Genomic DNA, 17,644 nt, shown 5'->3' on the forward strand with positions numbered 1-17,644 from the left:
ATTATATGCTATTCTGACTGCAATGGGAGAAAATAACATCGAGGCCGCCCCCGGGCAATATGTTTCGCGCGGCAACAAGGCAACCCGTACAGGATTTGGCGAAGCCCTTCTTGAAATTGGAAGGGAGAACCCTTCAGTAGTGGCCCTTTGCGCCGATTTGACTGGCTCACTCAATATGAACCATTTCAGAGACGAATTCCCTGATCGTTTCATTGAAACCGGTATTGCCGAGGCAAACATGGTTTCCATGGCCGCCGGCCTTGCCACGACGGGGAAAATTCCCTTTGCTGCCAGTTTCGCCGTCTTTGCCACTGGCCGCGTCTTTGACCAGATTCGCCAGTCGGTCTGCTATTCCAATCTCAATGTAAAGATATGCGCTTCACATGCCGGACTGACTCTGGGAGAGGATGGTGCGACTCACCAGATTCTTGAAGATGTGGGAATCATGCGCGGTCTTCCGGGAATGACGGTTGTTGTGCCGGCGGACTACAGCGAGACCAAGCGGGCAGCCAGAGCCATAGCCGCTTACGAGGGGCCTGTTTATTTCCGCTTTGGACGGCCCAGTATTCCGGACTTTTCCCTTGATTCGGATGGGTTTGAAATTGGTCGCTCCATAGAGCTTCATGCCGGAAAGGATGTGACGGTCATTGCCTGCGGCATTATGGTGTGGAAGGCTCTTGAGGCTGCCCGGATTCTTGAAAAGGAGGGTGTTGGCGTCAGAGTCATCAATATGCATACCATCAAGCCGATTGACACCTTGGCCATAGTTCGTGCTGCGCATGATACCGGAGCTATCGTAACCGCCGAAGAGCATCAGGTGTACAACGGTCTCGGGGATGCCGTGGCCGGTGTCTGTGCCCGGAACATTCCCGTGCCAATAGAAATGGTTGCCGTGGACGACCGTTTTGGCGAGTCGGGCAAGCCCGATGATCTTCTTGCGAAGTACAAACTGACCACTGAAGATATTCTTGAAAAGATATACCTTGCACTGCGCAGGAAAGAGTGAATGGATTTTTGAACCCGTAAACGGGACTGAGAAATGGAGATGCCGAATTTAGGCGATATGATGAAACAGATCCAGCAGGCTAGCGCAAAGATGCAGGATGTGCAGAAACAGCTGGAAAAAACAGTGACCCACGGGGAAGCCGGTGGCGGGATGGTGAAGGTGAGTGTCAACGGCCGGCAGCGGCTCCTCAGCCTTGCCATTGATCCCGACATCATGGATGACCGCGAAATGGTTCAGGATCTGGTGCTTGCGGCTGTGAACAGTGCGATTGAGGAGTCCGGACGCGTCTCTCAGGAGGAGATTGCCAAGGTTGCGGGGGGAATGATCAATCCTGCCGACATCCTGAAAAACATGGGTAAATAATTTCCCCGATGCGTTATACTTCGGCCGCGATTGAAGCCCTTATTGATGCGTTTGCCAAGCTCCCCGGTGTCGGTCGCAAAACGGCACGGCGGCTTGCAATGCATGTGCTGCAGCAGCCACGGCTGGAGGCCGAGCGGCTTGCTTCTGCGCTGCTTGATGCAAAAGACCTTGTTGTCCGGTGTTCGATATGCCAGAATGTGACTGACAGAGATGCCGATCCCTGCCGAATATGCACCGGACAGGGCCGCGACCAGAGTGTGATATGCGTTGTCGAGTCTCCGGTTGATGTTCTTGCTTTTGAAAAAACCGCTCACTACAAAGGGCTCTACCATGTTCTGCATGGGGTGATTTCCCCGCTTGACGGCATTGGCCCTGACGACATCAACATCCGTGAACTGCTCCAGCGTCTTCAGCCAGAAAAGGGCGGGGAGGTGAGGGAGATTGTTCTTGCGCTCAATCCGACGGTTGAGGGGGAAACGACATCGCTCTATCTTTCAAGGCTCATTGCTCCCCTTGGCATCATGGTGACAAAAATAGCCCGGGGAATCCCCGTTGGCGCAGAACTTGAGTTTATTGACGAGGCGACCCTTTCGCGGGCCATGGAGGGTCGCACGACTTTCTGAACCTATGGGGCAGGCCTGTATCGGTTTGTTCCCATGCAATTGAGAAGTACCGTAGTTATGACTGGACAAAAAAAATCGGTTTTGATTCTTGGCGGCGGCCTTGCCGGCCTGACAGCGGCAAAACGGCTGACTGACAGGGGCTTTGATGTGAAGGTTCTGGAAAAGCTCGGCAGGTATGGAGGAAAGGTTGCCTCATGGAAGGATGACGAAGGTGACTGGATTGAGTCAGGGACACACTGCTTTTTTGGCGCATACGGCGTGCTGTATGATCTCATGAAAGAGATCAAGACCTATCACGCGGTGCTGTGGAAGGAGCACAAGCTTACCTATACGCTTGCGGGAGGTGGGGATTTCACCTTCAATACATGGGATTTGCCGAGTCCGCTCCATCTGCTTCCTGCCATTATCGGGAACCGTCATTTTTCTTTTGGTGAGATGGCCGCCTTTTCCCGTTCGCTCATTCCTCTTGCCCTCCACCAGGACCGTTACGCCCCGACACAGGATCATCTCAGCTTTGCCGATTGGGCGGAGGAGAAGAAGTTCGGGAAACGGCTGATGAACACCATGTTCAGGCCGATGTCGCTTGCGCTCAAGTTCATTCCGCCGGAGGAGATATCAGCTAAAATCATTCTTGATGTCACCGAAACATTCTATCGCATTCCCGATGCTTCACGCATGGGTTTTCTGAAAGGAGCTCCTTCGGAATATCTCCATAAGCCGCTTGTTGACCACTCCACTTCGCGGGGGGCAGAGTTCCGCAGCGATGCGGCTGTAGACGAACTGCTCTATGAGGGGGGCGAAATCAAGGGTGTCCAGCTCAAAAACGGTGAGATTCTGACTGCCGACTACTATCTTTCGGCTCTGCCGATCCACAATCTCAATCGGGTACTGCCTGAGAGTCTGAAAGAGCATGACCGGTTTTTCAAGGTGCTTGAGCATCTTGAAGGGGTGCCTGTCATTTCCGTACAGCTCTGGTATGATCGTGAAATCACCCCGGCCGACAATGTGCTCTTCAGCCCTGATGGGGTGATACCCGTCTATGCCAACCTTGCCCGAACGACGCCGGAGTACCGGACTCTACGGGGCGAGCCGTTCACCCGAAAGAGCCGTATGGAGTTCTGTGTGGCCCCTGCGGCCCCTCTCATGCAGCTTACCGATGCCGAGATTGTCCGGCGGGTGGACGAGAGTGTGAGAAACTGCTATCCGGCAACCTCCCGGGGCGCCTCCATCCTCAAGTCGACGGTTGTCAGAATTCCTCATTCAGTCTATGCGCCTCTGCCGGGCATGGAGCAGTACCGGCCGACACAGGTGACGCCGGTCAGGAACCTCTTTCTTGCTGGCGGTTTTTCCCGTCAGCTTTATTATGATTCCATGGGCGGAGCGGTCATGAGCGCAAACCTCGCCGCAGAGGGAATTGTGAAGGCGGCTGAAGCAGAAAAATGTTCTTGAGGACAAAAAAATTGTTATCTTCACAATCCTGATTCAGTTGGGGTTTTTTCGAGTAGTGACAATCAGGCCCTTGTAGCTCAGTGGATAGAGCAGTAGTTTCCGGAACTAAAGGTCGGCAGTTCGAATCTGCCCTAGGGCACATGGGAAAAATCGGGGTGTGGCTCAGATGGTAGAGTGCTGCGTTCGGGACGCAGAGGTCGTGGGTTCGAGTCCCGCCACCCCGACAACAGGAGGCGATTACGGCAGGTTCCGCAGTCGCCTTTTTTTTCGCTCAGTTCTTTGCCGGTCAACTTAGTCTTCTGGAGCCCCCATGCCCCAAAGCCATGATGCTGAAAGAGCGTCCGCAATAACCCGCCATATCATCGAGTCCATTCCGGGCGCATTTTACATGCTTGACAGTCAGGGAAAGTATGTCCGCTGGAATGCGTTTCAGCGTGATGTCATTGTTGGTGAGACGGATGAAGGGATGGCTGTTTTCAATGCCATTGAAACCTTTCATCCTGACGACAGAGAGGCGGCTCTTGCCGGGATACAGCAGATTATGCTGACCGGGGAAGAGGATATTGCCGAGGGACGCGTGCTGCTGCATGGTGGCCCGGATTATCTCTGGCTTTTGATGACGGGCCACCGGGTCATCATTGACGGCGAGCCGTTCATTATTGGCACCGGTGTTGACATTACCGCGAGAAAAAAAGCTGAAGAGGATGCGGCGCGCCTTGAGCAGCAGCTGCTGCAGTCCCAGAAAATGGAGGTTGTCGGCAAGCTTGCAGGAGGAATAGCGCATGATTTCAACAACATGCTGGCCGTTATTCTCGGTCACGCTGAAATGCTTTCTGACGGGATGGGGCCCGAGGATGAGCGATACGGCAATCTGGAGGCTATCCTTGGTGCAACGCAGCGACTTGATAATCTCACCCGTCAGCTTCTTGCCTTCGCCCGCAGTCAGGTTGTTCTTCCAAAAGTGCTTGATTTTGACGAGTCCGTTGACGGTACGCTTGGCCTTCTGAGGAGACTGATTGGTGAAAATATCGAGCTCAGGTGGCTTCCCGGAGCGGATGGGGGCAGGGTGAAAATCGATCCCTCACAGATTGACCAGATTATTGCAAACCTTTTTGTCAATGCACGGGATGCCATTTCAGGCTCCGGAACCATTACCATTGAGACGCGGCGCTTCACTCAGCCCGAGAAAGATGTTTCAGCCGGTGTCATGGAGCGCAAGCCCGGCAGCTATCTTTCTCTTTCAGTGACGGATACCGGCAAAGGAATGTCTCCCGAGATGATACATCGTATTTTTGAGCCGTTTTATACGACAAAAGATATCGGAAAGGGAACCGGTCTGGGCCTTTCGACAGTGTACGGCATTGTGAAGCAGAATGGAGGGTTTCTTGATGTGTCGAGCGAGCCTGAAAAGGGCAGCCGGTTCACTGTCTGTATTCCGGAATGCACAGTTGCGGCAAATACTCAGACGCATTCAGCCGTTTCCCACCAAAAGAGTTCAGAAGATGGGGGCAAGGTTGTTCTTGTTGTTGAGGATGAGGCTGATATTCTGCGGCTCTGCGCTTTTGTTCTTCGCGGTGAGGGATTTACCGTTCTTACCGCCTCGTCTCCCTCCGAGGCTCTGGAGGTTGCGCGCCGGCATGCAGCCGGCATTGATCTCCTTCTGACGGATGTCATCATGCCCGCCATGAACGGGGGCGACTTGCACCGGGCGCTTCTGGAAACTCATCCTGCATTGCGGGCTGTTTTCATGTCGGGGTATACTGCTGATATCATCGGGGAGAAGGGTGTAGCGGGTGAAGGGCTGAATTTTCTCCAGAAACCTTTTTCCGTCAGGAATCTGACTGGTAAAGTGCGGGAAGTGCTTGATCTTCCATCCCCCCTTCAATAGCAATGATGGTGTCCTGGAGTGTGATGCACCTGTTGCCGGTATAGAGCATCCACGCAGCAAAACCCTTCAGCATACCCTCAGGCATCTCCTCAACCGTGGCATAGCTGCAGTTTCCTTGAGGTGAGTGTATGGCGATTCGCATTGGCAGCATTGCTCTGATACCTCTGGTGAATGTGTCCCGGGGTATATTCAGCTAAGCAAATCCCGTGCCAGCCGTCAGTGCTTCGGTATGAACTCCTGAAAGGAGCCGGTGGCTCCGACTCCCGGCGACTTGGGCGAGGGAGGAGTACTGGCAGATGTGCGTATCAATTTGGAGCAGTTTGTTCCGGTGTGAGTCTTTCCCTGCTTCTACAGGGTTCCGCTGAATTCGGAGGTGGTGTGGAACTGAAGCTCGGGGTAGTCTTCGCGGGCTACTTTGAGCATCCATTCACTTTCAGCGAGGAAAACAGGCTGTTCGTCGCGGTCAAGTGCGATGGCTCCGCTTTTGCGGCGGAGAAACTCTTCAAGCATCTCTTCGTTTGTTCCGGTAACCCAGAATGCCTTGTGGTATCGCAGGGGGCTGAAGTCGCACTGGGCATTGTATTCGTGCTCCAGACGGAATTTGATGACATCGAACTGCAGTTCTCCGACGGTGCCGATGATTTTGCGGTTGCCGAACTGGATGAAGAGCTGGGCGAGCCCCTCTTCGGTGAGCTGGCGTATGCCCTTGTCAAGCTGCTTCTGCTTCATGGGGTCGCGGTTTTCCAGCGCCTTGAAGATTTCAGGTGAGAAGCTGGGTATGCCACGGAAGTGCAGTTCTTCCCCTTCGGTGAGCGTGTCGCCTATTTTGAGTGATCCGTTGTCGTACAGGCCGATGACATCTCCCGGCCAGGCGTCGTCGATGATGCTTTTTTCATTTGCCATGAAGTGGGTCGGGCTTGAGAAGCGGACCTTTTTCTGCAGCCGGGTATGGGTATAGAACCGGTTCCGTTCAAAACGGCCGGAGCATATTTTGAAGAATGCCGTACGGTCGCGGTGGTTGGGGTCAAGGTTGGCGTGGATTTTAAAGACAAACCCGGACATGGGTGTTTCTTCAGCAAGTACCATGCGTTCCTCCGCCTCTCTCTTTTCGGGACTGGGGGCAATGGCGAGGAATGTTTCAAGGAGTTCGCGGATTCCGAAATTGTTGACGGCACTGCCAAAGAATACCGGAGCGAGCAGTCCGTCGCGGTAGAGTTCCCGTTCAAAGGGTTCATAGACTCCTTCAATGAGGGCAATGTCGTCTCGTAGTTTGCAGCAGTGGCTTTCAGGTACCCATTTTTCCAGTTCCGGGTCAAGGGGATTGCTGATGCTGATGAGATTTTCGTTGATTTTTGAACTGCCTGGGCGAAAGAGATCGAGGCTGTTCTCGTAGAGATTGTAGACCCCCTGGAACGACTGCCCCTGGCTGATAGGCCAGGTGAGAGGCCGTACCTGGATTTCGAGTTTGTGCTCGAGTTCATCAAGCAGTTCAAATGGGTCGCGCCCCTCCCGATCCATTTTGTTGATGAAGATGATCACCGGTGTGTGGCGCATCCGGCATACTTCCATCAGGCGCCCGGTCTGTTCTTCTACCCCTTTGACGCAGTCGATAACGAGAACGACGCTGTCAACGGCGGTGAGGGTGCGGTAAGTATCTTCAGCAAAATCTTTGTGGCCGGGGGTGTCGAGAATGTTGATCCGTTTGCCGCCGTATTCAAACCCCATGACAGATGTGGCTACGGAAATGCCCCGCTGCTTTTCAATCTCCATGAAGTCGCTCGTTGCGCTTTTATGGATTTTGTTGCTTTTAACCGCCCCGGCTGTCTGTATGGCACCACCAAAGAGGAGAAACTTTTCGGTCAGTGTTGTTTTGCCGGCATCGGGGTGGCTGATGATGGCGAAGGTTTTGCGTCTGGCGATCTCTTTATGTAATTCCATTCAGGTCTTTTCTGGCGGCTGGTACCGGAAGCGGTTGCGAAGTTGACAATGGCCTCAAAGATACAAAGAAGAGGGCTAACCTATGGCAGGTTCTCCAAAAAAATGCTATACTGGCACAGCTTTTTTGTATGCATGCACTTCAACCTGTTAACCATTCCCTACACCCATGAATTTCAATCCCTGGCATCATGTTGAGATAGGAGAGGACTGCCCCAAAATTGTCAATGCAATCATTGAAATATCCCAAGGCAGCAAGACCAAATACGAGCTTGACAAGAAAACTGGTATGCTGAAGCTTGACCGGGTTCTGTTTTCCTCCGTGTTCTATCCTGCCAACTACGGTTTCATTCCCAAGACTCTTGGTGATGACCATGATCCGCTGGATATTGTGGTTATTTCACAGTGCCAGATTGTTCCGATGTGCATGGTTCGGGCAAGGGTGATAGGTGTGATGCGCATGATTGACCATGGCGAGGGTGATGACAAGATCATTGCCGTTGCGGAAGATGACATGAGCATGAGCCGGATTCAGGACATTTCCGAGCTCTCTCCCCACTTCAATTCCGAGCTGCAGCACTTTTTTGAGGAGTATAAGGCGCTTGAGAAGAAGACGGTGCTTGTGGAACAGTTCCAGAATGCCGAGATTGCTCAAAAGAGTGTTCTTCATTCTATTGACAATTACAACAAGGTTTTCGCTCCTGTAGAGTAAGCCCGGACGGTGGACGGGTCCACAATCTGCAGTGATGGACAGCCTGGGGAGCCACAGTAATGGACAGTGATTTTGATGCAGGAAGGTTTCGTGTGCTGCCGGATGTGAGGGTTGATCTTTCGGAGTATCCGGCACTGATTTCTCCGGTGTATGCTTCAACTTCCAACTATCACGAGATGCTCCGGGAGCATGTTTCCGAGCTCTCGGAGCTGCAGCAGGTGTTTTATGCCGACAACCGTTATGCCGTCCTGCTGATTTTTCAGGCCATGGACGCTGCCGGTAAAGACAGCTGCATACGCCATGTGATGACCGGCATCAATCCTCAGGGATGCAGTGTCCACAGTTTTCGCCACCCCTCCATTGAAGAGTACGAACACGATTTCCTCTGGAGGAGCAATGCAGTCCTTCCTGAGCGGGGACATATCGGCATTTTCAACCGCTCCTATTATGAAGAGGTGCTTATTGCCCGTGTGCATCCCGAAATCATGGAAAGCGAGGGGGTTGCCGGTGTCGGAATCCCGACGGAAGAGGTCTGGCAGGGGCGGTACCGTTCCATCAATGATCTGGAACGCCATCTCACGGCCAATGGCACAAGGGTGGTCAAGTTTTTTCTCCATCTTTCCCCCGAAGAGCAGCGAAAACGGTTTCTCAAGCGGATTGACAGACCGGAAAAGAACTGGAAGTTCAGCATGGCCGATATTGAGGAACGAAGATTCTGGGATGAGTACATGCATGCCTATGCCAGCTGCCTGTCGGAGACATCTTCCAAAGATGCGCCCTGGTACATTGTGCCTGCCGACGACAAGAAAACCGCCCGGTTGATTGTTTCCTCAATCATCCTCAATCTTTTCAGGAGTTTCAATCTTCAATATCCCAAAGCGGGACCGGAGAGGGTCAAGGAGCTCAAGGCATGCCGGAAACTGCTGTCAGCAAAGGCGTAGCGGCTCCTTCAGGGTGTTGATAACATTTCCGGCCGTTCCGCCAAGGTGGTGCTCCAGCCGTGGCGTTGTGGTGGGAACTCTGAAATATGAATACCTAAGTTGTTTTTCTTAAGGGATTTACCGGTTCGTTTCTTTTTTTTCTGTTCGGCGTTGATTTTTATCGGTATACCGATGACGCTTCGTCCGGATGGTTATAAAATGTTGATAACCTGTTGATAACAGGGGCGAGCCTCTACTCTTTTTTTTGGCATGGGTTCTGAAATGTGGAAAATGTCCTATATTCAGCGGTTACAACCTTTAGCCCTATTCCCGGAGAATTCCCGTATGCCGTCACTGACACAAGAATCGCTTGTACGGCGAGCCTGCAGAATCAAATTGCTCATTTCCGACAATGATGGAGTTTTTACCGATAACGGGGTCTATTACGGTGAGTCGGGAGAGGTGATGAAGCGGTATTCCATCCGGGACGGTATGGGGGTGGAGCGGCTGCGGCATGAGGGAATTGAGACCGCCATCATGACGGGGGAGGTGTCGCCGAGCCTCATGAAAAGGGCGGAAAAGCTGAAAATACAGCGGCTTTATCTCGGCGTAAAAGATAAAGGGGCCAAGCTCATTGAGGTTCTGCGGGAAACCGGCCTTGAACTGAGGGAACTGGCCTATATTGGTGATGATGTCAACGATGTGGAGATTATGGAGGCTATTGCTGCCGAAGGGCTGACGGCCTGTCCCAGAGATGCGACGGGTTTTGTGATGCCTCTTGCCCATTATCGGTGCGAGGCTGACGGGGGGGATGGGGCTTTCAGGGATTTTGCAGAGTGGCTGCTTCGGCTCCGCCTGCAGGCTGGTTGATTTCAGGTAGAGATTTTTTATTCATTTATGTTTGAGTATGCAGGAAATTTCCATTGGTAATAAAAAGGTTGGCCCGGCTGATTCTGTCTTTGTCATCGCGGAAATTGGCATCAACCATAATGGTTCACTTGATGCTGCAAAGCAGCTGATTGAAGGGGCGGCTCTTGCTGGTTGCGATGCCGTGAAGTTCCAGAAAAGAACTCCGGATCTCTGTGTTCCTGAAAGTCAGCGGGATATTGAGCGGGATACTCCCTGGGGCCGGATGTCATATATTGATTATCGCTACCGTGTTGAGTTCGGCATGAAAGAGTATCAGGAGATTGACCGGTATTGCCGCCAGCAGGGTATTCTCTGGTTTGCCTCCTGCTGGGATGAGGAAGCGGTGGATTTCATGGAGGAGTTTGAGCCTCCATGTTACAAAGCGGCTTCAGCTGCTCTGACCGATCTTCCCCTGCTCCGTAAAACCCGCCAGACCGGCAGGCCACTGATTGTTTCCACCGGCATGTCGACCATGGAGGAGATAGAAGGGACGGTTCAGGAGCTTGGCTGTGAGAATCTTCTGATTGCCCATACCAATTCCACCTATCCCTGTCCGGTAGAAGAGCTGAACCTGAACATGATTCCTGCCCTTCAGGCAAAATACCCTTCGGTTCCGGTAGGATACAGTGGCCATGAAACCGGATTGCCGACCACATGGGCAGCGGTGGCTCTGGGTGCCCGGTTCATTGAGCGGCATGTGACCCTGGACCGTGCTTCGTGGGGTTCCGACCAGGCTGCATCGGTTGAGATGCCGGGACTTGCGCGTCTTGTCTCAAATATCCGTGATATAGAGAAGGCGCTGGGAGACGGTGTCAAACGGGTGTATGAGGGTGAGCTTGCTGCCCGAAAGAAGCTTCGCCGCACCTGAGCGGAGCGCTGAAAACTGTTTGAATTTTTATATCAAGAACGACAAGAGAAGACCATAACGACCATGAGTAAAAAAACCAATGCGCCCGTTCAGGAGTTTGAGTACAAAGCTGAAATGAAGCAGCTGCTGGACCTTATTGTTCATTCCCTCTATACCCATCCGGAAATATTCCTTCGTGAGCTTGTTTCCAATGCTGCCGATGCCCTCAGCAAAGCCCGCTTCAGTTCGCTGACCGACGGGGGACTTATGGCTGCCGCAGGAGAGGATGCCATTCATATTACCCTTGACAAGGAGAAGCTTCTCTTTGTGATTGAAGACAGCGGCATCGGCATGAGTGAAGATGAGCTGATTGCAAACCTTGGAACCGTGGCAAAGTCGGGGACGCTCGGATTTATGCAGTCGCTTCAAGAGCAGAAGCAAGAGCTCGATGGTAACCTGATAGGCCAGTTTGGTGTTGGTTTCTACTCGGTATTCATGGTGACTGAAAATGTTACGGTTGAAACCAGAAGTGCGCAAGAGGGTTCTGAAGGGCTGCGGTGGCAGTCATCTGGTCAGGGAACCTATACAATCGAGAAGATTGAGAAGAATGAGCGCGGAACGAGAATATCCTTCACCCTGAAAGAGGAGTACAAGGAGTTTGCGGAAGAGTACCGGGTTGAGCAGGTCATCAAAAAGTATTCGAACTTTGTTGATTTCCCGATATATCTCGGTGAGAAGCAGCTCAACAGCGTGACGGCACTCTGGCAGCGACCGAAAAGCGAGCTGCAGGAGGGTGATGTGCATGAGTTCTACAAGTTCATCAGCAATGATTTTGAGGATCCCCTTGATTACCTGAGCGTGTCGGTTGAGGGCGCGGTGAGTTTCAAGGCTCTTCTTTTCCTGCCGCAGAATGCCCCTATGGAGTTGCTGTATCGCCAGGGAGAACTTGAAAACAAAGGCCCGCAGCTTTATGTGAAAAAGGTGATGATCCAGAATGAGTGCCGTGATCTTCTGCCCGAATACCTTCGTTTCATTGCCGGCGTTGTCGATACCGAAGACCTTTCACTGAATGTGTCGCGCGAGGTGGTGCAGTCAAGCCCGGTGATGGCAAAAATCCGTCAGATTCTTACCACCAAGATTCTTGGCTGGTTCGAGGAGCTTGCAGTTGAGCAGCCCGAAAAGTTCAAGACTTTTTACAAGGCGTTCGGGCCTATTGTCAAAATCGGCCTCAATACCGATTTTACGAATCGCGATAAACTCATTGAGCTGCTCCGCTTTGAAAGCACAAAGACCGGGGAAGGGGAGTTCGTGACGCTGAAGGAGTATGTGGCGCGCATGGGCGGGGAGCAGAAGGAGATCTACTATCATTCAGGCGCAGGACGGGCGCAGCTGCTTGCCAATCCGAACCTTGAGTATTTTCAGAACCGTGGGATAGAGGTGCTGCTTCTTTCCGATCCGGTTGATGTGTTTGTCATTCCTTCAATTCACGAGTATGACTCCAAACCACTGAAGTCGATTGAGAAGGCAGATATTGATTTTTCAAAGGAGACGACGGAAGGCGAGGAGCCTGTGGCGGAGAATCTTCTTGTGCCACTGCTTGCGAAGTTCCGTGAGGCCCTTGGAGAGGACATTGCCGATGTTGTGGAGTCGCACCGTCTTGTGAGTTCCCCTGTGACCATTGTTGGCGGCAAGGACGCCATGGACAGCCAGATGGAGCGGATGATGAAAATGATGCAGCAGGAAATGCCTGCTGCCAAAAAGGTTCTGGAGGTCAATCCACGCCACCCTATCATCAGGAACCTTTCCGGGATGATTATTGCCAATGCCGACAATCCGCTTATCAATTCAGCCATCCGTCAGCTCTATGAGGGGGCGCTGCTGCTTGAGGGGGATCTTTCCTCAACAACCGGTTTTGTCCAGCGGATGAATGAACTGATTGAAGCTGCAACGCTTTCTCGATAGAGAGCAGCGGTATCTGTAACCAATGTAAACCAGTGTGTCCAGTGAAAAGAAGCAGAGAAGTGAATACCCGGGAGATTGAGCGGTTTCAGAAGAATGAGATCACCGAGCATTTCATCTATAAAAATCTGTCGTCCAGGGTCAAGGGGGTCAAGAACCGTCGGGTACTGGCTCAGATTGCCGATGACGAGATGCGCCATTATACCATCTGGAAGCATTACACAGGGCGCGATGTTGCTCCCGGCCGCTTCAGGATTTGGTTCTATACGCTCGTCAGTATGCTCTTTGGTTTTACTTTCGGGATTCGGCTGATGGAGAAGGGCGAGAAAAACGCACATGCGGCATACAGTATGCTTCCTGCTTCCATGACCGAGGTGAACGGCATCATGCGCGATGAGGAGGAGCATGAAGATGCTCTGCTGGCTCTTCTGGATGAAGAGCGGCTGCAGTATACGGGCTCAATTGTGCTGGGTCTGAATGATGCTCTTGTTGAGCTGATGGGTGTGCTTGCGGGTCTTACTTTTGCGTTGCAGAATACCACCCTGGTTGCTCTTACGGCTTCCATTACCGGTTTTGCTGCAGCACTGTCAATGGCGGCCTCAGAGTATCTCTCCACCAAGTCTGAACCGAACGGAAACAATCCGTTGCGTGCTGCGCTCTACACGGGAATTGCCTATGCCTTTACTGTTCTGGTTCTGGTTGCCCCCTATCTGTTTCTCACAGACATTTATCTCTGTCTGGGGCTGTCGTTTTTCGGCGCCGTGCTGGTCATAGGTTTTTTCAACTATTATATCGCCGTTGCCCGCAATGTTTCTTTCGGGGGGCGTTTCCTTGAAATGGTTGGGTTGAGCTTTACGGTTGCGGCACTGAGTTTTATTGCCGGTTATTTCATCAGGATGGCGTTTGGAATAGAGGTGTGATGCGTCCGGCCAACTCATTGTAATCAACCGGCTCTGAAGTATTGATGTGTATCGCGACCCTTTCCTCGGAAGCGCTCAGCGCTTCCCGGTTATGGTACTGTGCTTCAAGAACTCCGATTCCCGCTTCGCTTGCGTCCGACGCTTCCTGTTCCCTTTTCTCCACCCTCTCTTTCAGAAGCTCAAGCGGGGCGTGAAAGCTGATGATCATGAAGCCGCACCCGACAGATTCTGCCAGATCCATGAACTTCTGCCGGTCGCTTTGGCGGAGAAATGTGGCATCAACAATAATTGGAAGATTCGCCTGAAGTGCGGTGAGGGCAATGGCCAGAAGGGCGCTGTAGGTTTCACCGGTTTTGGCTTCGGTGTAGATGGACGCTTCTGTTTCCCGGCTGCTCCGCTGAAGGGGCTGGAGTCCGGCGAGCCTCTTTCGTTCAATGTCTGAACGCACGCTTACTGCCCCGATCATTTCTAAAAGTGCTGCGGCATGGGTTGTTTTCCCGCTTCCCGACAGCCCCTCGGTGATGATGAGCATCGGCTGGCTCTCCTTTGTGAGGGTTTCAGCAAATCGAAGGTAGGAACGGTGCTCTTCGAGGGCGCGTTGTTTGTCTGCAGGGAGTGTTGCCTGAGTGCTGCGGATGGCTGTTACCTTGGCCCGAACCATGGCCCTGTAGAGTGTATAGAACCGGAGCAGGGGGAGCGAGGCATAGTCGCCGGTTATGGAGAGCCAGCGGTTCAGGAGCCGCCATCCAAGCCCGGTGGCACCGCTGTGGAGAAGGTCCATGAAGAGGAAGAGGATGTCGCTGACAATGTCGATGCAGCTGAGTTCGCGACTGAATTCAATGCAGTCGAATATGAGGATCTTACCCGCCCTTTCCACCATGTTGCCTGTGTGCATGTCGCCATGGCACTCCCTGATGAAGCCCATCCTTTTTCGCTCTGCAAGTCGTTCTTTCAGCCCGGCGTGTTCATCGATGGTCCATTTTTTCAGTTGTGCGATGCACTCTGCGTCACCCGGGTCACTGGAAGCGCTATGGCTGAAATTGCGCAGAATGGGTTTGATGAGATTTTCCGGAGTGCCATATTCGCTCCCCACCGGTAAAGGTTCAAGCCCCCCGTGGAATGCGCCAATCTCTTCGGCGAGCCTGTCAATGTGTTGATTGGTCAGTTCTCCATCTGCAAGCAGACGGTCAAGCTCCCGGGTTCGGTCGAACCGCTGCATCTGTACGCAGTAGTCCACCGTTTCACCGCTGCCTCCGATGAACAGCCCCTCTTCTTTCCTGACAATGGGGAGGACTGCGAGATAAAGCTCCCGGCAGAGCCTCCTGTTGAGCCGGAGCTCCTCGTGGCAGTAAAACTTTCGCTGCTCCAGAGTGGAGAAATCAAGAAAGCCGAGATTGACGGGTTTCTTGACCTTATAGGCGTATTCGCCTGCCAGAAAAACCCATGAAATGTGAGTTTCAGCTACCTCAACAGGACCTGTCAGGTGGCTGTATGCGGAGGGTTTCCGAAGTGCTTCGGGCAGCTGGTCCATGCGTCTTCCCCCTGTTGCTGATGGTGCGCTCTGTTCTGTTCATTCCTGTTGGTATCTTTATGGTAACACTCTCATGGATTAAGTTCAAAAAAAGTTTAAATTCAAGGTTTGTAAGACCCTGTTCCATTTCCAGTTCCATCCATTCATCATGATTCATCTCTCAAAGATCATCTGCCCGACGGATTATTCCGAGGCTTCGCACAATGCAGTTGTTTACGCTACGGAATTTGCCCGACGGATCGGGGCTCATGTCCGTTTTCTCCATGTGCTTCATGCTGGAAATATCGCAGCAAAAACCGCTGCCGGTTATGGTGTTCCCATCAGTGGCACAGAGCATGGGGATGTTGTCCCTGAAAGCTTCTCGTCGCTGTTGATGGCTGAAAAAAAGAAGGGACTGGATGCAGACATTCTTATTCTTCGCGGGGACGCCTCCACGGTGATTGCCGAACAGTCTGCCCTTTGGGGTGCGGATCTTATCGTGATGGGTTCCCATGGACGGAGCGGACTGCTCAGGTTGATGATGGGCAGTGTTGCCGAAGCTGTGTTCCGTGAAAGCAACATACCGGTTCTTCTGGTCAAACAGAATGCCGGCGGAAAGGTTGTGACGGCATGAAAATAATGCGTCTCTTCGTTTTTTGTGAATGAGTATTTTCTGAACTGAACAATCCCTTTCGTTTTTATGATGAACCATTTCCGGGAATCAATTCTTTCGCTGATCACTGAAACATCTGCCAATCTTCCAAGTGATGTGCGCACAGCAATTCAGAAAGCGATTGGCGCTGAAGCGGAGGGTTCACGAGCCGGGCTTTCCATGTCGACTATTGCACTCAATATTGACATGGCTGTTGATCGGGTTGCTCCGGTCTGCCAGGATACCGGAATGCCGACCTTTTTTATCCATTCTCCCCGTGGCGCCGACCAGCTTTTCATGCAGCAGGAAATCATGGAGGCTGTTGTCGAGGCAACCCGTACAGGCAAGCTCCGCCCGAATGCTGTTGACTCCATAAGTGGTAAAAATTCCGGCAACAATCTTGGTTGCCATGTGCCCGTCATTCATTTTGAACCTTGGGATAAGGACGACATTGAAGTCCGGCTTATTCTGAAGGGCGGTGGTTGCGAGAATAAAAACATACAGTACTCATTGCCTGCTGAAATCCCCGGTCTGGGAAGGGCTGCCCGTGATATTGACGGTGTTCGCAAGTGCCTTCTTCATGCAGTATGGCAGGCGCAGGGGCAGGGCTGCAGTCCCGGGTTTATCGGCGTAGGCGTGGGCGGTGACCGTACCAGCGGCTATGAGCTGGCAAAGAAACAGTTGTTCCGCAGGGTTGACGATACCAACCCTGATGCTGATCTGCAGGGACTTGAGGAGGATATACTTTCCTCTGCCAACACCTTTGGGATTGGGCCGATGGGATTTGGTGGAAAGACTACGCTTCTTGGATGCAAAATCGGCAAGGCGCATCGGGTGCCGGCAAGCTTTTTTGTGTCGGTGGCCTACAACTGCTGGGCTTACCGCCGTCTCGGTATTCTTGTAGACCCGGAAACCGGTGCCATCAACAGCTGGCAGTTCCGCGACAACGATGAAATCAAACAGATGGCTGAAGGGGAGGGAATTCCTCTTACCGGCAGGGAAGTGGTGCTTGAGGCTCCTCTCAGCGATGAAGTTGTCCGTTCTTTGAAGGTGGGTGATGTTGTGATGGTCAAAGGCGCCATGCACACGGGACGCGATGCATTTCACCACTACATCATGCATCACGACCTGCCTGAAGGCGTTTCGGTTGAGGGCGGAGTTCTTTACCACTGCGGACCGGTAGTCCTGAAAAACAGTGATGGAAGTTACCGGGTGACTGCTGCAGGACCGACAACCTCGATTCGTGAAGAGCCGTATCAGGCTGATGTCATTGAAAAGCTCGGCCTGAGGGCCATAATCGGCAAAGGCGGAATGGGCCCGAAGACTCTTGCTGGGCTTCAGGAGCATGGTGCCGTCTACCTGAATGCCATCGGCGGAGCAGCCCAGTACTATGCAGCCTGCATCAAAAAGGTGACAGGGGTGGATTTTCTTGAGGAGATGGGCGTACCTGAGGCGATGTGGCATTTCGATGTTGAGGCTTTCCCTGCAATTGTCACCATGGATGCCAATGGCAACAGTCTGCACCGTGAGATTGAGGCCGATTCAGCACATGCGATGGAGTCCCGCGGCTGACGAGTGGTTATGAGCCCCTTTACTGTTCTGTCTGTGTCATATGCTTATTCAAACTAAATAGTGAACCGATTATGGTTTTTGACGGTCTTATTCTTATGGTGGTGGGTATGCTCACCGTCTCTCTTTTTCTTGTCCTGATGGTTGTCATCATCAGTGTGCTCTCCAGTATTTTCAAAGAGCATGCGCTTGGAGAGGAAAAACGGATTCTTGATGATATTGAGGATAAACGGAAGAAAAAGAGGGCGAAGGAGGCTAAAAAAGCCGGTTCGCCTGATTCTGGTTTTGAAGCAGCCCGAATGGCTGCGGTGATTTCAGCTGCCGTTACTGCGCACAGGCAGCACCAGGCCGGTTGAATGGATAGGTATTCAGAGAGATGGAT

The 17,644-nt window shown here is 52.4% G+C and carries 17 protein-coding genes and 2 tRNA genes; 16 read left to right on the plus strand and 3 right to left on the minus strand.

Annotation, left to right across the window (positions count from 1 at the left end):
* The first annotated feature begins 22 nt into the window (after nucleotides 1-22).
* The 7 genes from EKD02_RS00100 to EKD02_RS00130 all read left to right on the plus strand — a co-directional run bounded on the left by EKD02_RS00100 (nucleotide 23) and on the right by EKD02_RS00130 (nucleotide 5,329).
* Nucleotides 23-1,006, plus strand: coding sequence for a transketolase family protein (locus EKD02_RS00100; protein WP_126341413.1), 984 nt, complete (start codon nucleotides 23-25; stop codon nucleotides 1,004-1,006).
* Between the two features lie 33 nt (nucleotides 1,007-1,039).
* Complete coding sequence (locus EKD02_RS00105; protein WP_126341414.1) at nucleotides 1,040-1,369, plus strand: YbaB/EbfC family nucleoid-associated protein; 330 nt, start codon at nucleotides 1,040-1,042, stop codon at nucleotides 1,367-1,369.
* Nucleotides 1,370-1,377: 8 nt separating this feature from the next.
* Nucleotides 1,378-1,992 carry a recombination mediator RecR gene (gene recR / locus EKD02_RS00110; RefSeq protein ID WP_126341415.1) on the plus strand — a complete coding sequence of 205 codons (615 nt, stop codon included), beginning with the start codon at nucleotides 1,378-1,380 and terminating at the stop codon, nucleotides 1,990-1,992.
* A gap of 57 nt (nucleotides 1,993-2,049) precedes the next feature.
* Nucleotides 2,050-3,441, plus strand: a complete 1,392-nt coding sequence (locus tag EKD02_RS00115) for an FAD-dependent oxidoreductase (protein WP_126341416.1) — start codon at nucleotides 2,050-2,052, stop codon at nucleotides 3,439-3,441.
* A gap of 66 nt (nucleotides 3,442-3,507) precedes the next feature.
* Nucleotides 3,508-3,580, plus strand: a tRNA-Arg gene (locus EKD02_RS00120).
* A gap of 12 nt (nucleotides 3,581-3,592) precedes the next feature.
* Nucleotides 3,593-3,665: transfer RNA gene (locus tag EKD02_RS00125), tRNA-Pro, on the plus strand.
* Between the two features lie 86 nt (nucleotides 3,666-3,751).
* On the plus strand, nucleotides 3,752-5,329 hold the full coding sequence (locus EKD02_RS00130) for an ATP-binding protein (protein WP_126383216.1): 1,578 nt from the start codon (nucleotides 3,752-3,754) through the stop codon (nucleotides 5,327-5,329).
* Here the strand turns inward: EKD02_RS00130 and EKD02_RS00135 are convergent.
* Nucleotides 5,271-5,480: a hypothetical protein gene (locus EKD02_RS00135; protein ID WP_011890268.1), complete on the minus strand. Its 210-nt coding sequence runs from the start codon at nucleotides 5,478-5,480 to the stop codon at nucleotides 5,271-5,273. The two genes, EKD02_RS00130 and EKD02_RS00135, sit on opposite strands and share 59 nt — an antisense overlap.
* A gap of 197 nt (nucleotides 5,481-5,677) precedes the next feature.
* A complete protein-coding gene (locus tag EKD02_RS00140; RefSeq protein ID WP_126383218.1) occupies nucleotides 5,678-7,267 on the minus strand; it encodes a peptide chain release factor 3 in 1,590 nt (529 codons plus the stop codon).
* Nucleotides 7,268-7,433: 166 nt separating this feature from the next.
* On the opposite strand from EKD02_RS00140, the gene EKD02_RS00145 reads away from it, so the two are divergent.
* The 6 genes from EKD02_RS00145 to EKD02_RS00170 all read left to right on the plus strand — a co-directional run bounded on the left by EKD02_RS00145 (nucleotide 7,434) and on the right by EKD02_RS00170 (nucleotide 13,531).
* Nucleotides 7,434-7,976, plus strand: a complete 543-nt coding sequence (locus EKD02_RS00145; protein ID WP_011890266.1) for an inorganic diphosphatase — start codon at nucleotides 7,434-7,436, stop codon at nucleotides 7,974-7,976.
* A gap of 59 nt (nucleotides 7,977-8,035) precedes the next feature.
* A complete protein-coding gene (locus tag EKD02_RS00150) occupies nucleotides 8,036-8,917 on the plus strand; it encodes an ADP-polyphosphate phosphotransferase (RefSeq protein WP_011890265.1) in 882 nt (293 codons plus the stop codon).
* Nucleotides 8,918-9,241: 324 nt separating this feature from the next.
* Nucleotides 9,242-9,766, plus strand: coding sequence for a KdsC family phosphatase (locus tag EKD02_RS00155; protein ID WP_126383220.1), 525 nt, complete (start codon nucleotides 9,242-9,244; stop codon nucleotides 9,764-9,766).
* 37 nt (nucleotides 9,767-9,803) lie between these two features.
* Nucleotides 9,804-10,673, plus strand: a complete 870-nt coding sequence (locus EKD02_RS00160; RefSeq protein WP_126341420.1) for an N-acetylneuraminate synthase family protein — start codon at nucleotides 9,804-9,806, stop codon at nucleotides 10,671-10,673.
* 63 nt (nucleotides 10,674-10,736) lie between these two features.
* A complete protein-coding gene (gene htpG / locus EKD02_RS00165) occupies nucleotides 10,737-12,614 on the plus strand; it encodes a molecular chaperone HtpG (protein ID WP_126383222.1) in 1,878 nt (625 codons plus the stop codon).
* A 41-nt stretch (nucleotides 12,615-12,655) separates the two neighbouring features.
* On the plus strand, nucleotides 12,656-13,531 hold the full coding sequence (locus tag EKD02_RS00170) for a VIT1/CCC1 transporter family protein (RefSeq protein ID WP_126341422.1): 876 nt from the start codon (nucleotides 12,656-12,658) through the stop codon (nucleotides 13,529-13,531).
* On the opposite strand, the gene EKD02_RS00175 is transcribed toward EKD02_RS00170, so the two are convergent.
* Nucleotides 13,503-15,062, minus strand: a complete 1,560-nt coding sequence (locus EKD02_RS00175; RefSeq protein WP_126341423.1) for a bifunctional aminoglycoside phosphotransferase/ATP-binding protein — start codon at nucleotides 15,060-15,062, stop codon at nucleotides 13,503-13,505. The genes EKD02_RS00170 and EKD02_RS00175 overlap by 29 nt on opposite strands.
* A gap of 148 nt (nucleotides 15,063-15,210) precedes the next feature.
* Here EKD02_RS00175 and EKD02_RS00180 point away from each other — a divergent pair, with 148 nt between their 5' ends.
* From EKD02_RS00180 to EKD02_RS00190, 3 genes are all read left to right on the plus strand, one after another.
* Nucleotides 15,211-15,675, plus strand: a complete 465-nt coding sequence (locus EKD02_RS00180; RefSeq protein WP_126341424.1) for a universal stress protein — start codon at nucleotides 15,211-15,213, stop codon at nucleotides 15,673-15,675.
* Between the two features lie 69 nt (nucleotides 15,676-15,744).
* Nucleotides 15,745-17,265 carry a fumarate hydratase gene (locus EKD02_RS00185; RefSeq protein WP_160459955.1) on the plus strand — a complete coding sequence of 507 codons (1,521 nt, stop codon included), beginning with the start codon at nucleotides 15,745-15,747 and terminating at the stop codon, nucleotides 17,263-17,265.
* A 71-nt stretch (nucleotides 17,266-17,336) separates the two neighbouring features.
* A complete protein-coding gene (locus EKD02_RS00190) occupies nucleotides 17,337-17,618 on the plus strand; it encodes an OadG family protein (protein ID WP_126341425.1) in 282 nt (93 codons plus the stop codon).
* Nucleotides 17,619-17,644: the final 26 nt, after the last annotated feature.

Source organism: Chlorobium phaeovibrioides (assembly GCF_003968655.1).
GTDB classification, from domain to species: Bacteria; Bacteroidota; Chlorobiia; order Chlorobiales; family Chlorobiaceae; genus Chlorobium; species Chlorobium phaeovibrioides.